The following is an 18361-nucleotide window of genomic DNA, read 5'->3' on the forward strand; positions in this document are numbered from 1 at the left end:
ACTGATGTGGTTACTTGCAAAAAAGCGCTACTACCAATAGCGCTTTTTTGATTTTCTAAAACGATTTATTGGGGTTAGCAGTCCATACAAAACGCCCAGAACGCAGCTAACGGCCAGGCTGATCACAGTTTGCTCTAGGCTTAAACTCGCTTCTCTACTCTGAACAAATAACATAAATAGAAACATTAACACCGCGATAGTTTGCGCCGTTTTAATACAAGGTGTAACAGCGGGTTGAGGCTGAGGTATAGCTTGCATAGCTTTGGTACGGCGTAAGCGACTGAGCTGCCAGCGCAGCTTAAACCATGGTTTGAACCATAACCAAAGCGGAGCGATTATCGTTAGCAGTAATAGGCTAGTCAGGTTCCATAAACAGGGGATCTCACCGTTGCATTTAGGGCAAAGATAGCCAAACCAATGGCCAAAGGCGTTGCCCTTACCCCAGAGTTTCGCGGGGTTAAGGGCATTGCAATGGGGGCAGGGCACGAATTGCCGCGCTAGCAAGGCCTGCCCGCTGTGTCGTTCTACTAATATCTTTTGTGGCAGACGTTGGCCTAAAATCAATTCATTGAAAGCGAGTAGAGGGTTGACGGCCCAAAACAGCAATTGCGGACTGTTATGGGTTAAAAGCCGATACTTGTCTTGGTCATACTGCATCTCAACTCTCCAATATTTCAAGCTGTTGTCTATTGCTAGTTATGCTCTAAGCAGTCGAGCTGCTCATTGTTTATAAACAGGCATTGATCCGGTTACGGCCATCGGCTTTGGCGCGGTACAGTGCGGTATCCGCAGCGCATAACAATGCGGTACTGGTTCGGAACTGACCATTAACTTCACTGGCGTGCCCCTGACTAACGCTAACCGTTACTGCTGCATCAAGGCCAATATCTACATAAGTTAAGTCGTTTATGTTTTTCTGCACTAAGCGTGCCGTTTGCTCTACTTGTCTGGCATTACAATTAGGCAGAATGATGGCAAACTCCTCTCCGCCATAACGAGCTGCTGTGCAGTCTGCATCAGGTAAGGAGCTTTCAATCGCTCGGGCTATTTTCTGCAGGCAGTAGTCACCTAGGATGTGGCCATACTTGTCATTAAAAATCTTGAAATGGTCAATATCTATCAATAACACACTGATCGGACGTTGCTTGTCGGTGCAGCTTTGCCAATGATTTTGCAGTTCAGAATCAAATACGCGGCGATTGGCTAATTTGGTCAAGCAATCGGTCGATGCCCATTGGTGTAGCTGTTTGTACTCCATACGATATTTAGTTAAATCTCTAATCACAATAGCGAATAGCGGAGTATTTAGAGCAAAGTGAGTGATTGATACTTCGACATCTTTGTTGCTTTTGTCCATGAGGCGCAAGGTGGTTTCAGCTGGCGCGTGGTTTAATGGCCGCGCACCTATTTGAGACTCTATAACCATCTTTTGATATAAGCTTTTTTGCGGTTCTAACAGGTATGTTTGCCATTGTTGACCTATTAAAGTGGGTGTCGTTATTGGCTCTTCGGTTCTGATTGTTGCATCAGGTCTTGCGGTTTCATTGTTAAGATTATCACCGACTAGAAGGTCAATGGCGTGTTCGTTGATGAGCTGAATCGTGCCATGCTCATCAACGACCACAACCGCTTCCATTAACAGGCTCACCATCATTTTTATAGGTTGTAGTTCAGCTTGTTGTTGCTGATTAATGGTTTTATTGGGGGTGAAACTCAGGGTATCGTTGTGGGTTATTTGGTTGATAGTGTTCGTTGATGACAAGTCTGCTGGAGTACTCTTCAGCTCTACCTTACTAGAGTCTGTTGTCGTAGATGTCGCACTAGCAGTTGTATCCGTTGGAGTCGCCAACATAACATTATCCCTTATTTATGATTTAGTTAACGCTTAGCCCGCGTTTATTGAGTGACTACTTTAGTGAAAGTTGTGACTGATAACCTTTCGGGAACCTTCCTATTTAAGTTGTTGTTATTATGCTTGTTATTTTGTGTTTGTAAGCTTGCCACCTAGGTCTAAAGTCGTGCAGGAGGGGTTTTTAGGTAGAAAAAAGTATTGTTTTTAAAAGGCGTTAGCTAGGGGCTGTTGATCTTTCGAGCTTAGTTTTTGTTCGGTTCTTTACCGTAAGGAATAATGCTTCTAGTACAAGGCTTGAGCGATAAAGCTTAGCCAGCTAAGTGAAAGCTCATAACACATTCTAGTCATAAAAGAATAGAAGCATTGAAGCGAACCCAAAGGGCCGCGTTTCTTGGCTATTTTTACTGTGTTGTAGACTATTTGTGGAGAATAACTAAACGGCATAGCCTCCGCCTTGTCAAAATAGCCAATAAACTGCGGCAAAAACAACCGTGAAAGATCAACAGCCCCTAGAAATTAGAAGAAAAATAAGCAGAAGGGACGGCATGACAAAGTGATTGTTGCTGGCTTGGTTTTACTGGGGTTAATGGGGGCTGAATTTGTTACTGAGTTTAGTTAGGACTTTCTTTGAAAGTGCTTTGAAAGTCCTTTTAAATTTAGTGGGTTATCCATGCAGCAACAAAAAGATGAGGCGAAAGCGCCTCATCTTTGGTTAGTGACAGGAGCCATCAAAAGATATGGCTGTCCTGTGTTTTTTTTGGCAACAAAAAGATGAGGCGAAAGCGCCTCATCTTTGGTTAGTGACAGGAGCCATTAAAAGATATGGCTGTCCTGTGTTTTTTCAAATCAGATAACTCAAAGCTTAGTCGAGGATGGTGAGGATCACAAAAGATATGGCTGTCCCGTCTTTTGTTTGTTCATGATCTTGCCCTGGGCCCAGAATTAACAACTTGTGGATCTGGGCTTAGCAGTATCAAATCACTGTCATCACTACTGAAGATAAATTGCCACTTGCTGATACCAGTATTATTAATATCGTTCTCTAGCTGGAGTTTTTGGCCATCTTGGCTCACGGTTACCCGCTTGATATGGGCATCAAAGGGATTAGTAAATCCTGCGCCCGTGATGCGCAAGCCCTTTGGCGTGCGCTTAGTGTGTACCAGCTTATAGGTAATGGTGGTATTTTCAGTGACCTCAACATTACCATCACAGGCGACGCCGGCTTGACGGTAGTTGAATTTAACTTGGTTATCATTTTTGAGGGTGACTCGTAGCTTAATGGGGCTGTCTGCACTGCAAAAAGGCAGTGCATTTTCGAGCAGCAGCTCATCGGTAGCGTTGTAAATGAGTGCATCTGGGTATTGGGCGATACGGGTTTGTTGGCCAAACAGTGCCAGAATTTGGTAGACCTCGGTGGCACTTAAGTGTGACTGCAGCAGCGCATTATCAAAAGTGGCTTCACCCGCTTGGCTAAATTGAATGCTGGCAACAAAAACTGGCAGTTCATCACCAAGCGCGTCGAATGCAGAAGGCTGACTTAGGGTTGCTTCAAGTGTGGCAGCAGATTTCACTGGCGCCAACGCTGCGTCAATCTGTTGTTGGGTGGCAGCTTGAGTGGCAGTACTGCTGAGTAAAAAGCTGGTGAGAATCGCAGTGCTGAGTTTAGTTAGGGTTTTCATTGAAAGTCCTTTTAAATTTAGTGGGTTATCCATGCAGCAACAAAAGGCAGCAACAAAAAGATGAGGCGAAAGCGCCTCATCTTTGGTTAGTGACAGGAGCCATATAAAGATATGGCTGTCCTGTGTTTTCCTTAAGCTGTACCGCGGTTAATAACTTCAGGATCTGGACTCATCATTAGTAATTTGCTGTTTTTAACTGATAATATAAAGCGGAATCCTGTTTTACCTGGTTGAGCATCAGAATCTATTAAATCAATATAGGGACCTCGCTGATCCTCTCCTAACTCAACACTATCAATCACATTATCAAATGGTGTGGTAAAAGCTGCTCCAGTAAATTCAAGTCCTTTTTCTGTTTTGTCTATTAAGTAGTAGCGAATAGTTGTGGGGGTACTGACAACAAAGCTACCAGTCACAGGAACATCTTGACCATTATCTAGCTGTGTATAATTAAACTGAGGAACGTCTTCTTTATTTAAAGTTACTGTTAATGTGAACTCTTCTAGGTGTTGGTTTAACATATCATCTTCCTTTGACGTATTAAGTTATTGTGGGTTAATGTAACGCTAGTTTCTAGCCTAAGTAGGACTAACTTTTATGATTAGTCGACTTTAATTCCATAACTTTTTAATTTGCTAATCAATTCTGGTTCACTATCTAATTGGTTCAGACAGTGCAGAGCACGAATGTAAGAAATCGTAAAGTTGGGGTGTTTATTGACTTTAACTAAGTCAGCCATTCTTTCTTTTGCTTGTTGACACAAGCGTATAACTTTGCCACTAGTATCTACCTTCTCTGCCAACTGAGCTTGCAGCAGCTCACTAGAGGCTAAGCGGCCTAAATGAAGATTATTCTTTGGATATTTTAACGTAATTTGTTTAAATATCCTTGTGGCTTCTTCAGCTCTTTGAGCACTTTCTTTAAAAGCATTTATTTTTATATAATATGTTGCAGCGGCTAAGTTATATTTTGCCCACATGACTTCAAATTGATTGGACTGAACAAGTGATTTATCTGCTTTCAGTAGAGCACCTATAGCTTCAGGCTGAAAACTAGTATCTAATTCCAAAGGCTCATCGATGAACATCAACATGATAAAATAAGCATTATATTGTTGGACTCTCCAAGTCTGATTCTTAGGGTCTCGAGCGAGGGCTTCCGTAATAGTTTGAAAACTTAATCGAGCCTGTTGAAATGCTGACTGGGTTTGACCAAGATAATAGAAGAGTGTTGCTAAAATATGATGACTACTTGCTAATCTATCTAGCGTATAGGATGCACTTGAGTCAGTATTATTCAACATCTTCTGAATCTGTTGATGGCTTTTTACTGCTGTATATATATCGCCTTGAGCTAAAGCTGCACTGGCCAACCATGACCTTGTATTCGCTACATCTGCACTGCGTTTAGAGTTTTCCTTATCTTTATTCCACGCTGTTAATTTTAGTTCTAGTGAATTATTAAATGATTCTTGCGCGCTTACAAAGTCCTGCTGTTTCATCGACACCGACCCTAAAGTACTCTGCGCATAAGAAAGCTCCATCAACGATTCAGTATCATCAGGAGCAATATCAAACATAGTCTGACTATAATTCTTATAGATCTCCCACCACACCCTAGCGGCATCCCAGTCGCTGTTGTCGTAATCGAGCTGGCCTATCCAAAAGGCATTGGCACCGAGGGTTTTGAGTAGTTCTAAATTGTGCGGTTGTTGCTCCAGCAGTGCGGTGAGCTTATTGCGGGCGGCATGAAAGGCGCTGCTGGCTTCATCTAATTTATTACGCGAATAGGCGACTTCGCCCATTGCCTCAAGGGTTTGCGCGTGTTGGAAGTTAGCTGCAAAACCTAAGTCATTGTTGAGCTGAGCGTCGTCACTAAAATATTCTAACGCCTTGTTACTGATGCCATCGAGCAGATCCATACGACCGATGCCGCGCATCTTGTCGGCGAAGTCACCGACCATAAAGCCGAGTAGGTTTTCGGCGGCGAGGCGTTTTTGCTGGGCCATTTTCTCGGCTTGCATGCTTTTAAGTCCCATGGCGACCGACACCACTGACAACAGGCAGAGAATGGCAATGGTCGCGTGACGACGCCAGCGCTTGCTTTGTTGCTGTTTTGCTGAGGCGTCGATGAGCTGCTGCTCCTCTGCCTCAAGCGTGAAAAGCGGGTTTTGTTGCAGTGTTTGCGCTTCCATCAGCGGCTTGCCGTCGGCGATTAGATAGGCATTATTTTTGTGCTCTTTGCGCCAGCGCTTGGCAAGATGGAAGAGGCGGCTTTTTATCTGCAGATCGCTTAGATGCGCTTCTATCCATTTGGTGGCACGTGGCCAACGCCTTAATAGTGCTTCGTGGGCGATGCTAAAGCAGGGCTCATCGTTTTGCAGGTGGGAGACAAACAAGCGACTGTCGACCATGGCCTGCACTAACGCTATTTCTGATTGGGTACTGAGCTGTGACCAGCGAGCGGTGCGGCTGGTAATTGAGGTTTCATCTTCACGCAAGGTGATCAGCAGCGACAACACCTGTGGCAGGCTGGCCTTTTGCTGATTGGTTAGGGCGTTTACGGCGTCTTCGGCATTTTTGCCGATGGCGCCTTCGATGCCGCCAAGTTCTTGATAAACGGAGAGCAATAATTGGTTATTGCTGCTGCGACGTAAGTAAAGTGCTTGCAGCATAAACTGCAGCATGGGCAGGGCGTCGGGGTTGCTGGCGGCTTCGCCGCAGATGATTTCGTCCAGCGGCATGGCAGTGTCAGGATCGTTGTCCCAGGTTAAGTTAGCCGCAATAGCTGGCAGACGGATCATCTGTAGTAGCTCACTGCGCGAGGGCGGCGCTAAGTCAAAATGGGCGCCGCGACTCTTGCCCGCCATTAGCGTGGGGTAATTCACCAGCAATGGATAAAACTCATTACGACAAGCACTGAGTACCAGCACTGTGCCTGAGGTGGATAGATGTTCGATGAGTTCGACAAACTGATGGCGCTCATCATCAATAAACAGCGGCGATGAGAGTAAGATCTCCAGCCGGTCGATAAACAGGGCAAAATGGGTGAAGCCGCTGGTTTGATTTTTCAGTGCTTGCTGGCATAGCTGGATTATGCGGTTGGGATCAGCTTGAATCGCGGTTGCTAGGGTGTCGGCGCTGTAACCGTCAAACACCGGAAGATCGTTAAGCTCCCAGTCGAGCATGGTACTGGCAAGTTCAATAAATAGCTGTGAAGCGCCAACATCGGCAAAGTCTAACTCACTGTAAGATGCCACTTTAATACTGTTGTAGCCAGCTGATGTCATTAAGTTTGGCATCACGCCGGCGTTAATGAGTGATGATTTACCACTGCCACTGGGACCGAGGGTAAGACAAAAAGCGCGGCCATATTTTATCTGTTGGCTGACTCTATCGAGTAGCACGCTGACCTGTTTACCGCGACCAAAGAATACGTCGGCATAATTGGCAGAGTATGCCTGCAGACCAGGAAATGGCGAACCACTTTGCCAGCTTTGGCTATCGGCGACCTCTTCTTGGCCAATGGGAAAACGCACTTCTGCAAGGGTGCGGTAACCGCGTTTGCGAATGGTTTCAATAAAAATAGGCGAGGTGGCACTGTCGCCAAGGGCACGACGGATCTGATTGATGATTTTATGCAGTGGATTGTCGCCCACATCGGTATTGGGCCAGCAATGATGCACAATGTCGTCACTACTTAATACTTCACCTGCACGCTGACAAAGCAAGTTAAGTACATCCATGGCTTTAGGTTCTAACTGCTTAACTTGTTTACCGTTTCTTAGACTGTTGGCGTCAGGGTCAACCTGCCACTCGCCGAAGAAAAACGTGCTATCACTCATAGTTTCATTCCATTGGCCCTATAGGATGGTGCTATTGACCTAGGGTAAGGTTATTCCTGCTGTATTTACCCCAAAAAATAGTCAAAAAAAACCACAAATCAGGTGGTTAACCACTAAGTTGTTAATGATTATGGCATCGTTTGATGTGTAGTTAAAGTGTGAATACTGTTAATTTGTTGTTTATTTTTAATGTTGTTGCTAAGTGCACTTTTGATAACGTTTCTGGCTGAAAGCTTAAGTTAGCTTGTGACTAATAGTGATTATGTGCTTTTCGAAAAAGCTCAATTTTATTGGCTTGAGGGGTTAGTTGGTCTTTACTTTTTGGTTAATTTGTTTGATGTTTAGCTTGTTGGGGTTGCTTTTCGTCAGTGGAGGACAAAATGTCAGTATTAGCATTGGGCTTTGTGGTGCTGTTTATAGGAATTGCTTTTATGGGCTTGCCTGAGCTTAATCGTACGCTTAAGCAGCATGATCGGCAGCAATGGGACAGTTTACTGGGGTCGCAAGGTCGTTTTATGGCTTCTTTTGATAGGCTAACACTGTTTTTCTGGACGCTTGGGCGTGGCTTCGAAATCTCTGACAATATCGATATCCAGTACGCTGGTCATCAAGCTTTTAAACAAGCAACCCGAGTGAAATATACTATTTTATTGGGAACTTCTCTGATTATTATTGGCTTTGTCATCTCACTATTTGGCTGAGTAAAGCCGCTGTTACCATTGCAACCGCGGCTTTGCTGACTAGACTTAGATGACTTGGTTAATCTACAGCAACCATCACATTGCTTGCCTTGATAATGGCATACGCATCACCACCAACCACTAGGCCAAGTTGTTGGCAAGATTTTTTAGTCACAACAGACGTGATCTCAACGCCTGGTGCCAACTCAATAACGACTTCGTTATTGACTGAACCTTCGTCGATAGATTTTATTTTGCCGTTTAGGGTATTACGTGCGCTGATTTTCATGGAATAGTTCCTTTAATGTATGAAGGCTAAAGTATACGTGCGTATTTGGCTATCTATCTAATTTTAAAGTTAAATTGTGATATTTATTTGAAGTAAGTCGCAGAAGGTTAATCAAAGCTAGGGGCTGTTGAACTTTCGAGCTTAGTTTTTGTTCGATTCTTTGCCGAAAGGAATAATGCTTTTAGGGCAAGGCTTGAGCGATGGCGCTTAGTGAGCTAAGTGAAAAGCTCGTAACGCTGTGATAAAAGCATTGAAACAAACCTGAAGTGCCGCGCTTCTTGCTATTTTTACTGCGGTATAGGTTATTTGTGGATAATGACTTAACTGCATAACCTCTGTCTGGTTAAAATAGCCAATAAACTGTGGCAAAAACAACCATGAAAGATCAACATTCCCTAATGTTGAAACATTAATAGCTGGATTTTTATTTTAAGTTGTTGTTTGTCATCTAGTATAAAGACAGCGCAATGGCTGCGCTGTCTTGGGCTATATCTTTAACTGCATACTGCTCTGTTGGTTAGTGAAGCGGGCTTAGTTGGCGACGCCTATGTCTTGCCAAACGCTGGCAACACCAGGCTCTTCGCCTTGTGTCCACCAGCTTGCTTGCCATTTGCGGCCATTATGGCTAGTGGTATCTCCACCGTTATAGGCAACGCCAGAGTGCCAACCTTGTTCTACATTACTTTGCAGTGCCCATTCGCCAGCAGTAACCGTAGGCTCGTTGCCTTGAGTCCAATATTTTGCCCTCCATACCAAGCAGTTATGACTAACAGTATTGCCACCAGTATAGGTTGCATCAGCTTGCCAAGCAGGGTGGTTTGCGGCGTCGGGATCACTGGCGTCACAGCCGTTCGGCGCAGCGGCTTTTACCGTGATAACACTTTGAGCGCTGCTATCTAGCGCGCCGTCAGAGACCAATACGCTAATGCTGTACTGAGTATCAACCGTGACACTTGGCGCTGTGACTGTGATAGCACTGCTGGTGGTGTTGGCTGCACTGAGTCCTGGGGCTAGCGTCCAACTGTAGGTGAGACTATCGCCGTCGGGATCACTGGCTGTGGCGGCAATACTGACCTGGCTGGCTGAATCAACGCTTACGTTTTCCGTTAGTGATACCGTGGGAGCGCGATTCGCTTGTTCTGCTGTGTTAGTAACCAGGGTGCTGGCACTGGTACTTAAGCCCTCAGGATCGGTAACGGTTAGGCTAAAGCTGTATTGGGTGGTAGTGCTAGTGGCGGCTAAGTCGAAGCTCGGTTGCGCGCTAGTTGCATCAAGCAGTTGCACACTGGCTCCAGCCGTTTGGCTCCATTGGTAGCTGAGTAGCTTGCCCTCTGGGTCGCGCGATAAACTGCCGTTTAGGGTGACAGTTACAGGGCCTGTGACACTTTGGTTACTGCCTGCGTTGGCGATAGGCGCTTTGTTAACGGGCGGTGTGGTACCGCTTCCGTGGCCAAGTCCTTCATGCATGGCATTAAGGATATCACCGTTGTCTGCATCAATCTCCCAAGCGAATAGTCCACCTAGTTGGTTGGCGGTGACGTATTGCCCTTTGGCTTTTACTGAACGTGGGTCGTCAAAGGTGATTAGGTCACCCGTTGCAGCGTTAAACACATAAGGAGCCTCTGCGACTTCATCGTAACTGTATTGCCATGCACCGCCCATGTATTGATTAACTATTTGACGGTAGTCGACCACGCCATCTTCCCATGTGCCTTTGACTTTGCCTGTTGCTGTACCAGTGAAGGGATTGTCGTTTTGATAGCCGTTAACGCCTGTCCAGCCGCGGCCATACATGGCGGCCCCAACCACTATTTTCTCGGGTGTTACACCTTGGGCTAATAGCGCTTGAACACCTACATCAGTGGTGTATTGCGTGTCGGGTTTCCAGCTTGCGGCATGCAGCGCAGTTTGATGGTTAAGATCGGTGTTTGACCAGCCGCCGTAGAAGTCATAACTCATTAAAAAGATATGATCCATATACTGTTGTGCTTGTTGGTAGTCAACCACTGAGACTTTGTCATCGCCAGCGCTGATAGCGGACGTTAACTGATAGCTGCGGCCCGTTTCAGCGCTGAGTTCATCAAGCATGGCGCGTAGGTCTTGCATCAGTAGCACATAGGTTTGCCCATCGGTGGCTGGGTTACCCAAATTGCTATTGGCGCCTTTGCCACCGGGAAACTCCCAGTCGATATCGACACCGTCGAAGAACTTCCATACCTGTAGAAACTCTTTGACTGAGGCGACGAAGCGGTCGCGTTTGACTTTGTCGTCAAAGAAGTAAAAAGGATCTGATAACGTCCAACCACCCACGGATGGCAGAATTTTCAAGTCTGGGTAGGCTTGTTTTAACGCCATTAGCTGACCGAAGTTACCTTTGAATGGGTCGGAGAACTCACTGACACCGGTTTGGGCTTTTTGCACTGCCGCCCAAGGGTCATGAATGGCCACCTTGAAATCTTCGCGGCCAGCACAAGCATTTTGCAGGGCTTGAAAGCTGCCTTCAATCTCTTTGAGGCTATCGTTGATACCATCGCCACCACAGATGGGAGTAAAGCCATAAAGTATGTGAGTGAGGTTTTGTGCTGGAATTTTATCGACGGTGAAGTTACGTCCATAAATACCCCACTCAACAAAGTAGGCACCGACCACTTTGCCGGACTTGTTGCTATAGGGCTGATTGTTCTCTGTTAGCGTGGTGGTTAATGGCGCTAAATGGCTGCCATCGGTATCGGCAACGATGATCTCTTTGGCGTCACTTAGCGTGCAGCCCGAGGTATTGCACAGTCCTACCTGCATTTGGTAGCGACCCCCTGCGGTGACATCAAAGGTGGCGGTCCCCGTCGCTGCGGCTGGGCCAGACCAAACTTGCACGCCGTCGAGTAATACTGTGGCACTGTCGCCTGTTTCACCGCTCCATAGCTCCCAGGAAACCGAAACACTGGCGGCATCTTTGACTGTGATAAGTTGGTTGTAGGCAGTGGCCGATTGGTGCACGTCAATCAGTGAAAATTTAGTCTCTCCCCAAGCGATTGAGGGTTTTCCTGGCGCCTGAGCGTAGACGGAGGAGCTGAAAGCTGCGGCGACCAGTAGCGCAGTGACAGTGAGTTTGTTGCTGTACATAATAATCCCTATTGGTTGTTGCTAGTATCAATAAGGCAAAACAAAGCTTGAACAGAATACGACTGCATTCTTAATACCACACAGACAGGCATTGGTTACTCAGGGTAATATCCTGCTGTATGAAGAAACTCCTGAAATGTCTCGTATCTATGTCTGACTTGGCGGACACTTGCCGAGAGGCCTTGCATACCAATATATAAATTGGCTTGCCTTTCATTTCATTAAAACCACAATGACAGCGTTGTCATTGTGGTTTTATTAACCTAACTCAAACTGTGTAAAAAACAAGCGTTAATTCAGCGTTAGCTAATTCATGGGCATGTATAGGGGTAAATTACTGCTTTTGACTGACTAATTGTTGGCGGGTTAGTTGTTAACTACTAAATAATTGAATGGAAGTTACTGCTAGCCAAAAACACTCCTGCAGGCGAGTTTTAGTGGCTCTGATGCAACGTTAATGAACTTGAAGCTAGTTTAACTATGCTCTTTATTCATTGCTAACCACATGGCCTAGCATGTTCCTGACATGCTTAAGCCATCCCTGGAGGTCAGATATAGGAGATACGAGAGTAAGGATACTCGAAGCTAGCATCATGCTGGAGTGATTATCGAGAGTCACGCAGGAGCAGTTACCGAGGAGCATTTAATGACCTTACCTCAAAGGCGCTAAACTCTCGCTGAGCGATCAAACCTATATACTGATTGGTATTATTGGTGAGTCTGACGCTCACTAAGTTAGCGCGTACCTGTATTGTACATTAGCGGGTTACATTGCCATGATTATGGTGGTCCTTGTCTTTTTTGCCAAAATTCACTGTCTGGCCAACGTTGTTCTTGATTATAGAAAAAAGCTTTTTGTTCTAGATAGTTGATAAAGCTGTGACCAATGGCGTTGCGGTATTGGTTGATCTCCTGTGCATTGTTATCGAGCCAAGCTTTAATCGCGGTGGCGGCTTCAATGCCATTGTTAAGGGCTTTGTAGATCCCTTGTGAACTTATAGGGTCGAAGCTTGATGCCGAGTCACCAACGGTTAGCCAGCATTGGGCGGCGGGAGGATCCATAATGGCTGATTGGGCAATCCAAGTGTGCAGATTACTCGGCGGAGCTTGAGCAATAATAGGGCTAATATGTTGGGTGAGGTGCATGGCGTGTTGCCAAGCATCTGTGCTTTTGAGCTGCTTTTGTTTAATCACGGCAGCGTCGCTGGCAACCGTTACGATAACCTTATTATTGGGGAGGTGAGCTAGATACCACCAGCCATAGTCTACTGCCTCGAGTAGGGTCATTTGTTGATAGCTTTCTTTGGCAATGATGTCGTCTGCCTCGAAGTAGCCACTCACTGCGACCAGTTGATCTTCGACTCGTACTTTAGCGTTGAATTGTCGGGCAACTTTAGCGCTACGGCCTGTGGCATCAACAATGAAGCGGCATCTAATTTGAGCCTTGTTGCGCAGGGTTACTTTAATTGGGTACGGGTGCTGCTCTTGACTTAAGTTTGCAAAATGGGTGTTTTTTAGTAGTGCCCCGCCGAGCTTCTCGACTTGCATGGCGAGAAACTTGTCAAATGCACTGCGGTTTAAATGCCAGCCATTGCCCTGTGGATTAAATAGGTAGTCATTGAAGCCGAGCTTATCGCTGCCCCAGCTTGAGTAACTCCCTAGGCAAGGTGCATGTTTTTGCGCACTGAAGGCGCTCCAGATCCCTAATTTTTCAAATAGTTCACGGCTATTGGGTGGAATGCTCTCGCCAATACGAGGGGCTGTGTAGTCACTGCCCTCGATGACAAGCGTATTATTAACCCCAAGGTTGTGCAACGCTATCGCTGTTGCACAACCTGCTGGGCCCCCTCCGACGATGATGACGTCATAGAGTGGTTTCATCGCTTACCTCTTTTTGTTGATGGCAGTTTGGTTACCAGCAATCATGGGCCAAGGAGTGGGTTGCTTCAGTTCTGGGGTTTTACCTTCGAGTTTACTTTCCACTTCTAGATAAACATCGTCGGGGTAGCATTCTCCATCATCGATAATGCTGGCTTGCACTATCACACCAATATCATTCCACTTTTCAAGCATCTCGCTGTACTGCCAGAAGCGGCCTGCATTGGCTAAGTTGCCACTGTCTGTTGGGCTGTTTTCGCCAGGTACTGTACCACTGCCTCTGACCGAATAGCGCTGTGGTGGCAGGCCATGACGGTCTTTTGCTATCTGCGAGTCTTTATAGTCTTGAGCTGTATAAACCGTCACTGGACGCTGAGCTGGCCATGACCAATAGAGGGTTTGCGAGTCTTGTGTATTGGGGGAGGTTTGGTGAATGGCGCAGGAGTTATAATCTGCATGCCAAGGCAGCGCCATAAACTTGGTGGCATCTCCTGGCTCCAATCCTAGATGTTCAACATCTTCATGGCGAGGGATCCAGCCAAGGGTCAGTAACGGGGCTTTATAGCCAAGAGTTTGGTTACTGACTGCGGCGTAATCGAGTGTTTTGTGGTGAATTCGAAAGGGGCCTGCGCCTTGTTGCCAGTGAGTGACATACATGCTGGGCTCTCGGATCACCCAAGTCATATCGATACCGGGGCTAAAGCGGCCGCCAAGACAGTTTTGCAGCGTTGCTCGGTCGAGATATTCCCCCGCGCCAAGGGGCTTGTCGTTGCTAATTTTGTATTGATGATTAGACCAACAGTGTAGAGCGTGGTACTGACTCACCGTTGGGCTGAGAAACGGTTTACCGCCCGCAGGGCTAGAGTCACCGAGTGACAATGGCATAAGCGGTGCGCCAACATCGATAGATTGTGAGCGCCAGCTTGCTTGGTTTCCTGCATTGGGTTGGCGAATATATGCAAGGCCAGCCAAGATGGTTTCATCGGGGTTGTCGTCGGCTGTAATACTGTCGACATTCTTGTGAGCATCTATGGCAAAACTCGGCAGGTAGGCGTTCCACAATTGTTGGGCGGTAGCTCTGAATATCGGCTTAATATGGTCGTCGAAAGCAGGATGGTAGTCGGGATTAAACCGTCCATCACTGAAAATAGCGGGATCTAAATCTAGTTGACGTAGGAACAGATCGTAGGCTTCGTCAAACAGTGAAACGACGTTGAGGGTTTGCGGCGCATAACTTGGGTCGGTAACCACTACCCAACCACCAAATACGCTCGCGGTTGTGCCATCATCAAACTGCACGGTGGCGTTGACTGGGCCGTCAGAGGTGTCGTCAAACCATTGGTCATTGTTGACGGGGTTATTGATCTGCACTTTATCTTTTGCATCTAACTTCCAAGCGTTGCTGCGACCGTAACCACCTGCAACAATCAAGCGTCCTTGGCTGTCGGTTTCCATTTCGCCTAGGGTATCAATTCGACCTTGTGGACAATCTAGCGCTTCAAAGTGCATATAGGGGAAAGACACTGGATAGTCGGGTAACGGAACGACTTCGCCATCCTTTTCAATACTGGCTTGATCTGCGGGGCAGAAACTGGCTTTGCTGTCGCAACCTTTTAGCACCCGAGGGCCAGCATCTATAATCAGCTTTTTGAGTCGCTCACCATTGTAAGGATCTAGACCCTCCCGCAAGTTTCTCAAGGTCGGCGTGGCACCATTATCGTAGGCGACAGCTCCGTGGTCATCGTCATTGGCAAACCAGCTACATTTTTTATTGGCCAGGTGCACGCTCCATACGATGTCGACCACTTTTTTACCATTGATAACGCTGCCTATCTTAATCTCTTCGCCATGTTCAGCGGGGTACTTTTCAACTGCTTCTTCAGGGTAGGCAAAAATACGAAAGCGAGCTGCCTGACGTTTAAAGGCGCCGCAGGCATCACGGAACTCTGAGCTTTTGATGATGGTGTCTTCGGTACCTGGGCGAATGGGTAAGCCACCAGTTGTGGGATCGCAGGGTTTACCCGGTTGCGGCATTGCGGCAATGGATTCTGGTGCAAGGTAGTACTCGCTGCTATTGCCCACACGAGCAATTCCAATAGCGGGATGAATTTTAAAAATAGACTGGCTCATGATGATTGCTCCGTTTGGCTTTGTGAAGTAGAGAATACAGGGACGACTCCGTTTTCCCAGCAAGCGGCTATTGCGGCGCCGACTTTGTACATGGTGGTGCCGAACTCGGCGCCAGCATCATGCTGCACCTGCTCGACACTGATGCCATTCTTTTCGGCCAACTGTTGTTGATAGATAGGGTTAAATACGATATTCATTAGCTGCAGGAAATGACCAAAATGGCTAATGAGGATCTGTTGGTTTTGAAGCCCACGAGGGCTGCCAAAGTTTAACGGAAAGGTCTCTGGCAGTGTTTGCTTGCGCAGATAGGTAAATTTTTGGAAGTGATCCCAGTAGGGCTGAATATCATCAACATGGTTTTGATATTCAGACGGAAGCTGCTCTTGTTGGTAATCTTCAAATCGTTGCTCAATCGGCACTTCTCGATTAATGCTCTCTTCGGGCCATGCGGCGCCTTCGCCTTGATCGACGATTAAATCGATTAGCCCATTAACTTGATTGAGTCCTTCACAACAATCTTTACTGACTGTTAGCGAACTGACCTCAGGGTAGGTGGATTGGAAATGAGCCACTTGGTTATTATTGGCGATGATGCATTCGCTAAGTACCGCCGCGCCTTCGCGGATTGCATTGTAGATCTCACCAATTGAGCTGTACTCATCATTGCTAGGATTTAACGTTGCAGGGCTTAGTTCGCCAGGGCATTCGATAATACACATGGTGTTGATACGCTCGACGTCCATCGGCCCTATTTGAGTGCTATAAGGGCTGAAGACTTTCGTAGGTTGATTAGGATTTTCAGTAAAATCTAAATGGGGTACCTCTTTGCCGTAGTGAGGAGCGGTAATGTGCAGATCAACACCGTAGGCATTCGCTATATTGGCCGCACATTGCATATGCAGCATCTCTTGGTTGACCACTGAGCGCACTAGCCGTCTAGCCTCAGAGGCTTGGTCGATGACGGAGTACATTGCCGACATATAATAGGGAATGGTATAGAGCTCAACGTCGACGGCCCACTGTAGGTGCTCTCGCAGAGCCTCAATGGTCCACTGGTTTCTATTAACCACCCTCTTTGGGTGTACGATATCGTGGCTGGTTAGCAGTTCTTGCTGCGTTCTCATCCCGAGAAATTTTTTAATACTCATCATGTATTTCCTTTTTGGTGCGCTGCATATTTAGGTGGGTTTACGCCATTGCTACTGAATTATTGAGTGTTTGCTCGCGGTATTTTTTGCTCCACAGCAATATCTATTTGGGCAATTGTTAAGCTGAGAACGGGGGACACTTCTGCCGCTGTTGCAGCATAAGCACTGGCCATAGCCGTTGCTGCTGAAATAAAGAGCACTAGTTGCTTTTTCAGGTAGCGCTTTGAGTTTGATGACTGTGGTTGCGTTTGCTTAATGTGCATGACTGTGACTCCTTGTCGCCAATTAACATCCGTTGTTAATTGGCATTCTTGTACTCAATTACACTCGGAACAGAGATTAGGTTAGATCGCAACGGGTAACCTTTCGGTAATCTTCTTTTTAGTTAAGTGCTTACTAATGGTGAGTTTTTATTTTTGAATTTCGCATTCCCGCTAAGGAGAAAGGCGGAATCGCAAAGTGGTTTTAGCCATCTTCGATTGAGGGAATGGTTTCAATAGGGAGTTAAAATCGATAAGAGTATTTTTCTGAATACTCTTATCAGTGTTGGCGTATTCGCTACTTAACCTATGGCGGGCGTTTGGCCGCTATGGGTTTTGTGCAAACTCTTTAGCAGCATATAAATAGAAGTTGTAGTCAGTACAAAGCCCAAATACAAAATCAGTGAATGGGCTGAGCGGTTACTGTGCTCAGCAATGACAGGCCCAAAGACGGAGCCTATGCTATAACTGAGCAACATTAACTCTGTGGCCGCGACAATCTTTTCTACTCCTATCGTTTCGCAAGCTAGCGTGATTGCTATGGGGTATAAGGCAAAGCAACTGGCGCCTAGAATAAAATAGCTCATGCTGATTATCAGCAATGATTTGCCGTCTAATACTCCCACAATACCTATGGTTCCAAGTAAGCAAAACAGCGCCATCAGTAAGCTTTTACTGACTCTTACTGATAAAAAACTCACCAATGGCTGAATGAGCATGCCGCCGATAATGATCACCGCCATTAAAAATGCTGTTTTCTCGGTACTGGCAAGCTGGGTATTAATGTAGCTAGGCATCAAACCATATATAGGCCCGAGTAACATGCCAGACACCAAACAACCAATGATGGCCGGAGTGCTTATTTTGCGTGCTTCTTTCAGTCCTATTTTTTGATGCTGCAACTGTAAAGGTTGTCCCTTTTTAACCAGTAGTGGCGGCAATATGGCAATGAGTAAAAGCCCTATGACACAAAAAAATGGGGTTAAGCCGCTAATGCCGATAGGACCAATAGCAAGCTGACCCAAGGCGCTGCCGCCATAAAGAGACATCATATATAAACCTAATCGCTTGGCCCTTTGTTTAGCACTGTCGGCCATGAGTAACCAAGACTCCACCACGACAAATACTCCCGCAACGGCAATGCCTGCAATGAATCGTGCCGCTAACCATACCCACGCAACGGGATGCATGAGCATCAATAATATGGTTGCTATCAAAAGAGATAGGAACAGGACAAGTGCCAAGCGATGGCCGCTTTTAGTGATAATGGACTGTACACCCAAAGTACCCACTAGTATGCCTAAGTAGAAGATACTGGCTAGCCAAGCTGTAAGCGAATTGTCCATATTAAATGATGTTAAGGACAAGGGAATAAGGCTCATGAGGAAGCCGGAAGCTATTGCGAAAAAAGCTAACCCTGCCACAGGTGTGAAGGTGCTATTTTTTACGGTAAAAAAGGCAGATTTATCCACCTTGTACTC

At 46.3% G+C, this 18361-nt stretch carries 14 protein-coding genes; 1 reads left to right on the forward strand and 13 read right to left on the reverse strand.

The features are described 5' to 3' along the window. Positions 1 to 30: 30 nt before the first annotated feature. From SWP_RS23165 to SWP_RS02845, 6 genes are all read right to left on the reverse strand, one after another. Complete coding sequence (locus tag SWP_RS23165; protein ID WP_143711160.1) at positions 31 to 678, reverse strand: hypothetical protein; 648 nt, start codon at positions 676 to 678, stop codon at positions 31 to 33. Positions 679 to 727: 49 nt separating this feature from the next. Then, a complete protein-coding gene (locus SWP_RS02830) occupies positions 728 to 1852 on the reverse strand; it encodes a sensor domain-containing diguanylate cyclase (protein ID WP_020910838.1) in 1125 nt (374 codons plus the stop codon). A gap of 282 nt (positions 1853 to 2134) precedes the next feature. After that, positions 2135 to 2296, reverse strand: a complete 162-nt coding sequence (locus SWP_RS24080) for a hypothetical protein (protein WP_187148533.1) — start codon at positions 2294 to 2296, stop codon at positions 2135 to 2137. 473 nt (positions 2297 to 2769) lie between these two features. Beyond that, a complete protein-coding gene (locus SWP_RS23170; RefSeq protein ID WP_020910839.1) occupies positions 2770 to 3531 on the reverse strand; it encodes a DP-EP family protein in 762 nt (253 codons plus the stop codon). 131 nt (positions 3532 to 3662) lie between these two features. Then, complete coding sequence (locus SWP_RS02840) at positions 3663 to 4052, reverse strand: DP-EP family protein (RefSeq protein WP_020910840.1); 390 nt, start codon at positions 4050 to 4052, stop codon at positions 3663 to 3665. An 80-nt stretch (positions 4053 to 4132) separates the two neighbouring features. Next, positions 4133 to 7375, reverse strand: coding sequence for an nSTAND1 domain-containing NTPase (locus SWP_RS02845; RefSeq protein WP_020910841.1), 3243 nt, complete (start codon positions 7373 to 7375; stop codon positions 4133 to 4135). Between the two features lie 380 nt (positions 7376 to 7755). On the opposite strand from SWP_RS02845, the gene SWP_RS02850 reads away from it, so the two are divergent. Further along, entirely contained in the window at positions 7756 to 8076 is a 321-nt protein-coding gene (locus tag SWP_RS02850) for a hypothetical protein (protein WP_020910843.1), read from the forward strand. 58 nt (positions 8077 to 8134) lie between these two features. Here SWP_RS02850 and SWP_RS02855 read toward each other — a convergent pair whose 3' ends face one another. The 7 genes from SWP_RS02855 to SWP_RS02885 form a co-directional block, all read right to left on the reverse strand. Then, positions 8135 to 8344: a TOBE domain-containing protein gene (locus SWP_RS02855; RefSeq protein WP_020910844.1), complete on the reverse strand. Its 210-nt coding sequence runs from the start codon at positions 8342 to 8344 to the stop codon at positions 8135 to 8137. A gap of 531 nt (positions 8345 to 8875) precedes the next feature. Next, the gene (locus SWP_RS02860; RefSeq protein ID WP_020910846.1) at positions 8876 to 11464 is read right to left on the reverse strand and encodes a glycosyl hydrolase family 18 protein; all 2589 of its coding nucleotides are present in this window, start codon (positions 11462 to 11464) and stop codon (positions 8876 to 8878) included. Positions 11465 to 12244: 780 nt separating this feature from the next. Further along, entirely contained in the window at positions 12245 to 13345 is a 1101-nt protein-coding gene (locus SWP_RS02865; protein ID WP_020910847.1) for an FAD-dependent monooxygenase, read from the reverse strand. 3 nt (positions 13346 to 13348) lie between these two features. Further along, entirely contained in the window at positions 13349 to 15472 is a 2124-nt protein-coding gene (locus SWP_RS02870) for a LodA/GoxA family CTQ-dependent oxidase (RefSeq protein ID WP_020910848.1), read from the reverse strand. Further along, a complete protein-coding gene (locus SWP_RS02875) occupies positions 15469 to 16623 on the reverse strand; it encodes a ferritin-like domain-containing protein (protein WP_079891906.1) in 1155 nt (384 codons plus the stop codon). Before SWP_RS02875 ends, SWP_RS02870 begins: the two co-directional genes overlap by 4 nt. 56 nt (positions 16624 to 16679) lie before the next feature. Further along, positions 16680 to 16883, reverse strand: a complete 204-nt coding sequence (locus SWP_RS02880; RefSeq protein ID WP_020910850.1) for a hypothetical protein — start codon at positions 16881 to 16883, stop codon at positions 16680 to 16682. 299 nt (positions 16884 to 17182) lie between these two features. Beyond that, the gene (locus tag SWP_RS02885; protein WP_020910851.1) at positions 17183 to 18352 is read right to left on the reverse strand and encodes an MFS transporter; all 1170 of its coding nucleotides are present in this window, start codon (positions 18350 to 18352) and stop codon (positions 17183 to 17185) included. Positions 18353 to 18361: the final 9 nt, after the last annotated feature.

The sequence above is a fragment of the Shewanella piezotolerans WP3 genome (genome assembly GCF_000014885.1).
Taxonomy (GTDB): Bacteria; Pseudomonadota; Gammaproteobacteria; order Enterobacterales; family Shewanellaceae; genus Shewanella; species Shewanella piezotolerans.

Coding starts and splice junctions, on each gene's coding strand:
- SWP_RS02875 (WP_079891906.1), bottom strand. CDS start 16,623: ATGATGAGTATTAAAAAATTTCTCGGGATGAGAACGCAGCAAGAACTG.
- SWP_RS02855 (WP_020910844.1), bottom strand. CDS start 8,344: ATGAAAATCAGCGCACGTAATACCCTAAACGGCAAAATAAAATCTATC.
- SWP_RS02850 (WP_020910843.1), top strand. CDS start 7,756: ATGTCAGTATTAGCATTGGGCTTTGTGGTGCTGTTTATAGGAATTGCT.
- SWP_RS02860 (WP_020910846.1), bottom strand. CDS start 11,464: ATGTACAGCAACAAACTCACTGTCACTGCGCTACTGGTCGCCGCAGCT.
- SWP_RS02845 (WP_020910841.1), bottom strand. CDS start 7,375: ATGAGTGATAGCACGTTTTTCTTCGGCGAGTGGCAGGTTGACCCTGAC.
- SWP_RS24080 (WP_187148533.1), bottom strand. CDS start 2,296: ATGCCGTTTAGTTATTCTCCACAAATAGTCTACAACACAGTAAAAATA.
- SWP_RS02830 (WP_020910838.1), bottom strand. CDS start 1,852: ATGTTGGCGACTCCAACGGATACAACTGCTAGTGCGACATCTACGACA.
- SWP_RS23170 (WP_020910839.1), bottom strand. CDS start 3,531: ATGAAAACCCTAACTAAACTCAGCACTGCGATTCTCACCAGCTTTTTA.
- SWP_RS02840 (WP_020910840.1), bottom strand. CDS start 4,052: ATGTTAAACCAACACCTAGAAGAGTTCACATTAACAGTAACTTTAAAT.
- SWP_RS02865 (WP_020910847.1), bottom strand. CDS start 13,345: ATGAAACCACTCTATGACGTCATCATCGTCGGAGGGGGCCCAGCAGGT.
- SWP_RS02870 (WP_020910848.1), bottom strand. CDS start 15,472: ATGAGCCAGTCTATTTTTAAAATTCATCCCGCTATTGGAATTGCTCGT.
- SWP_RS02880 (WP_020910850.1), bottom strand. CDS start 16,883: ATGCACATTAAGCAAACGCAACCACAGTCATCAAACTCAAAGCGCTAC.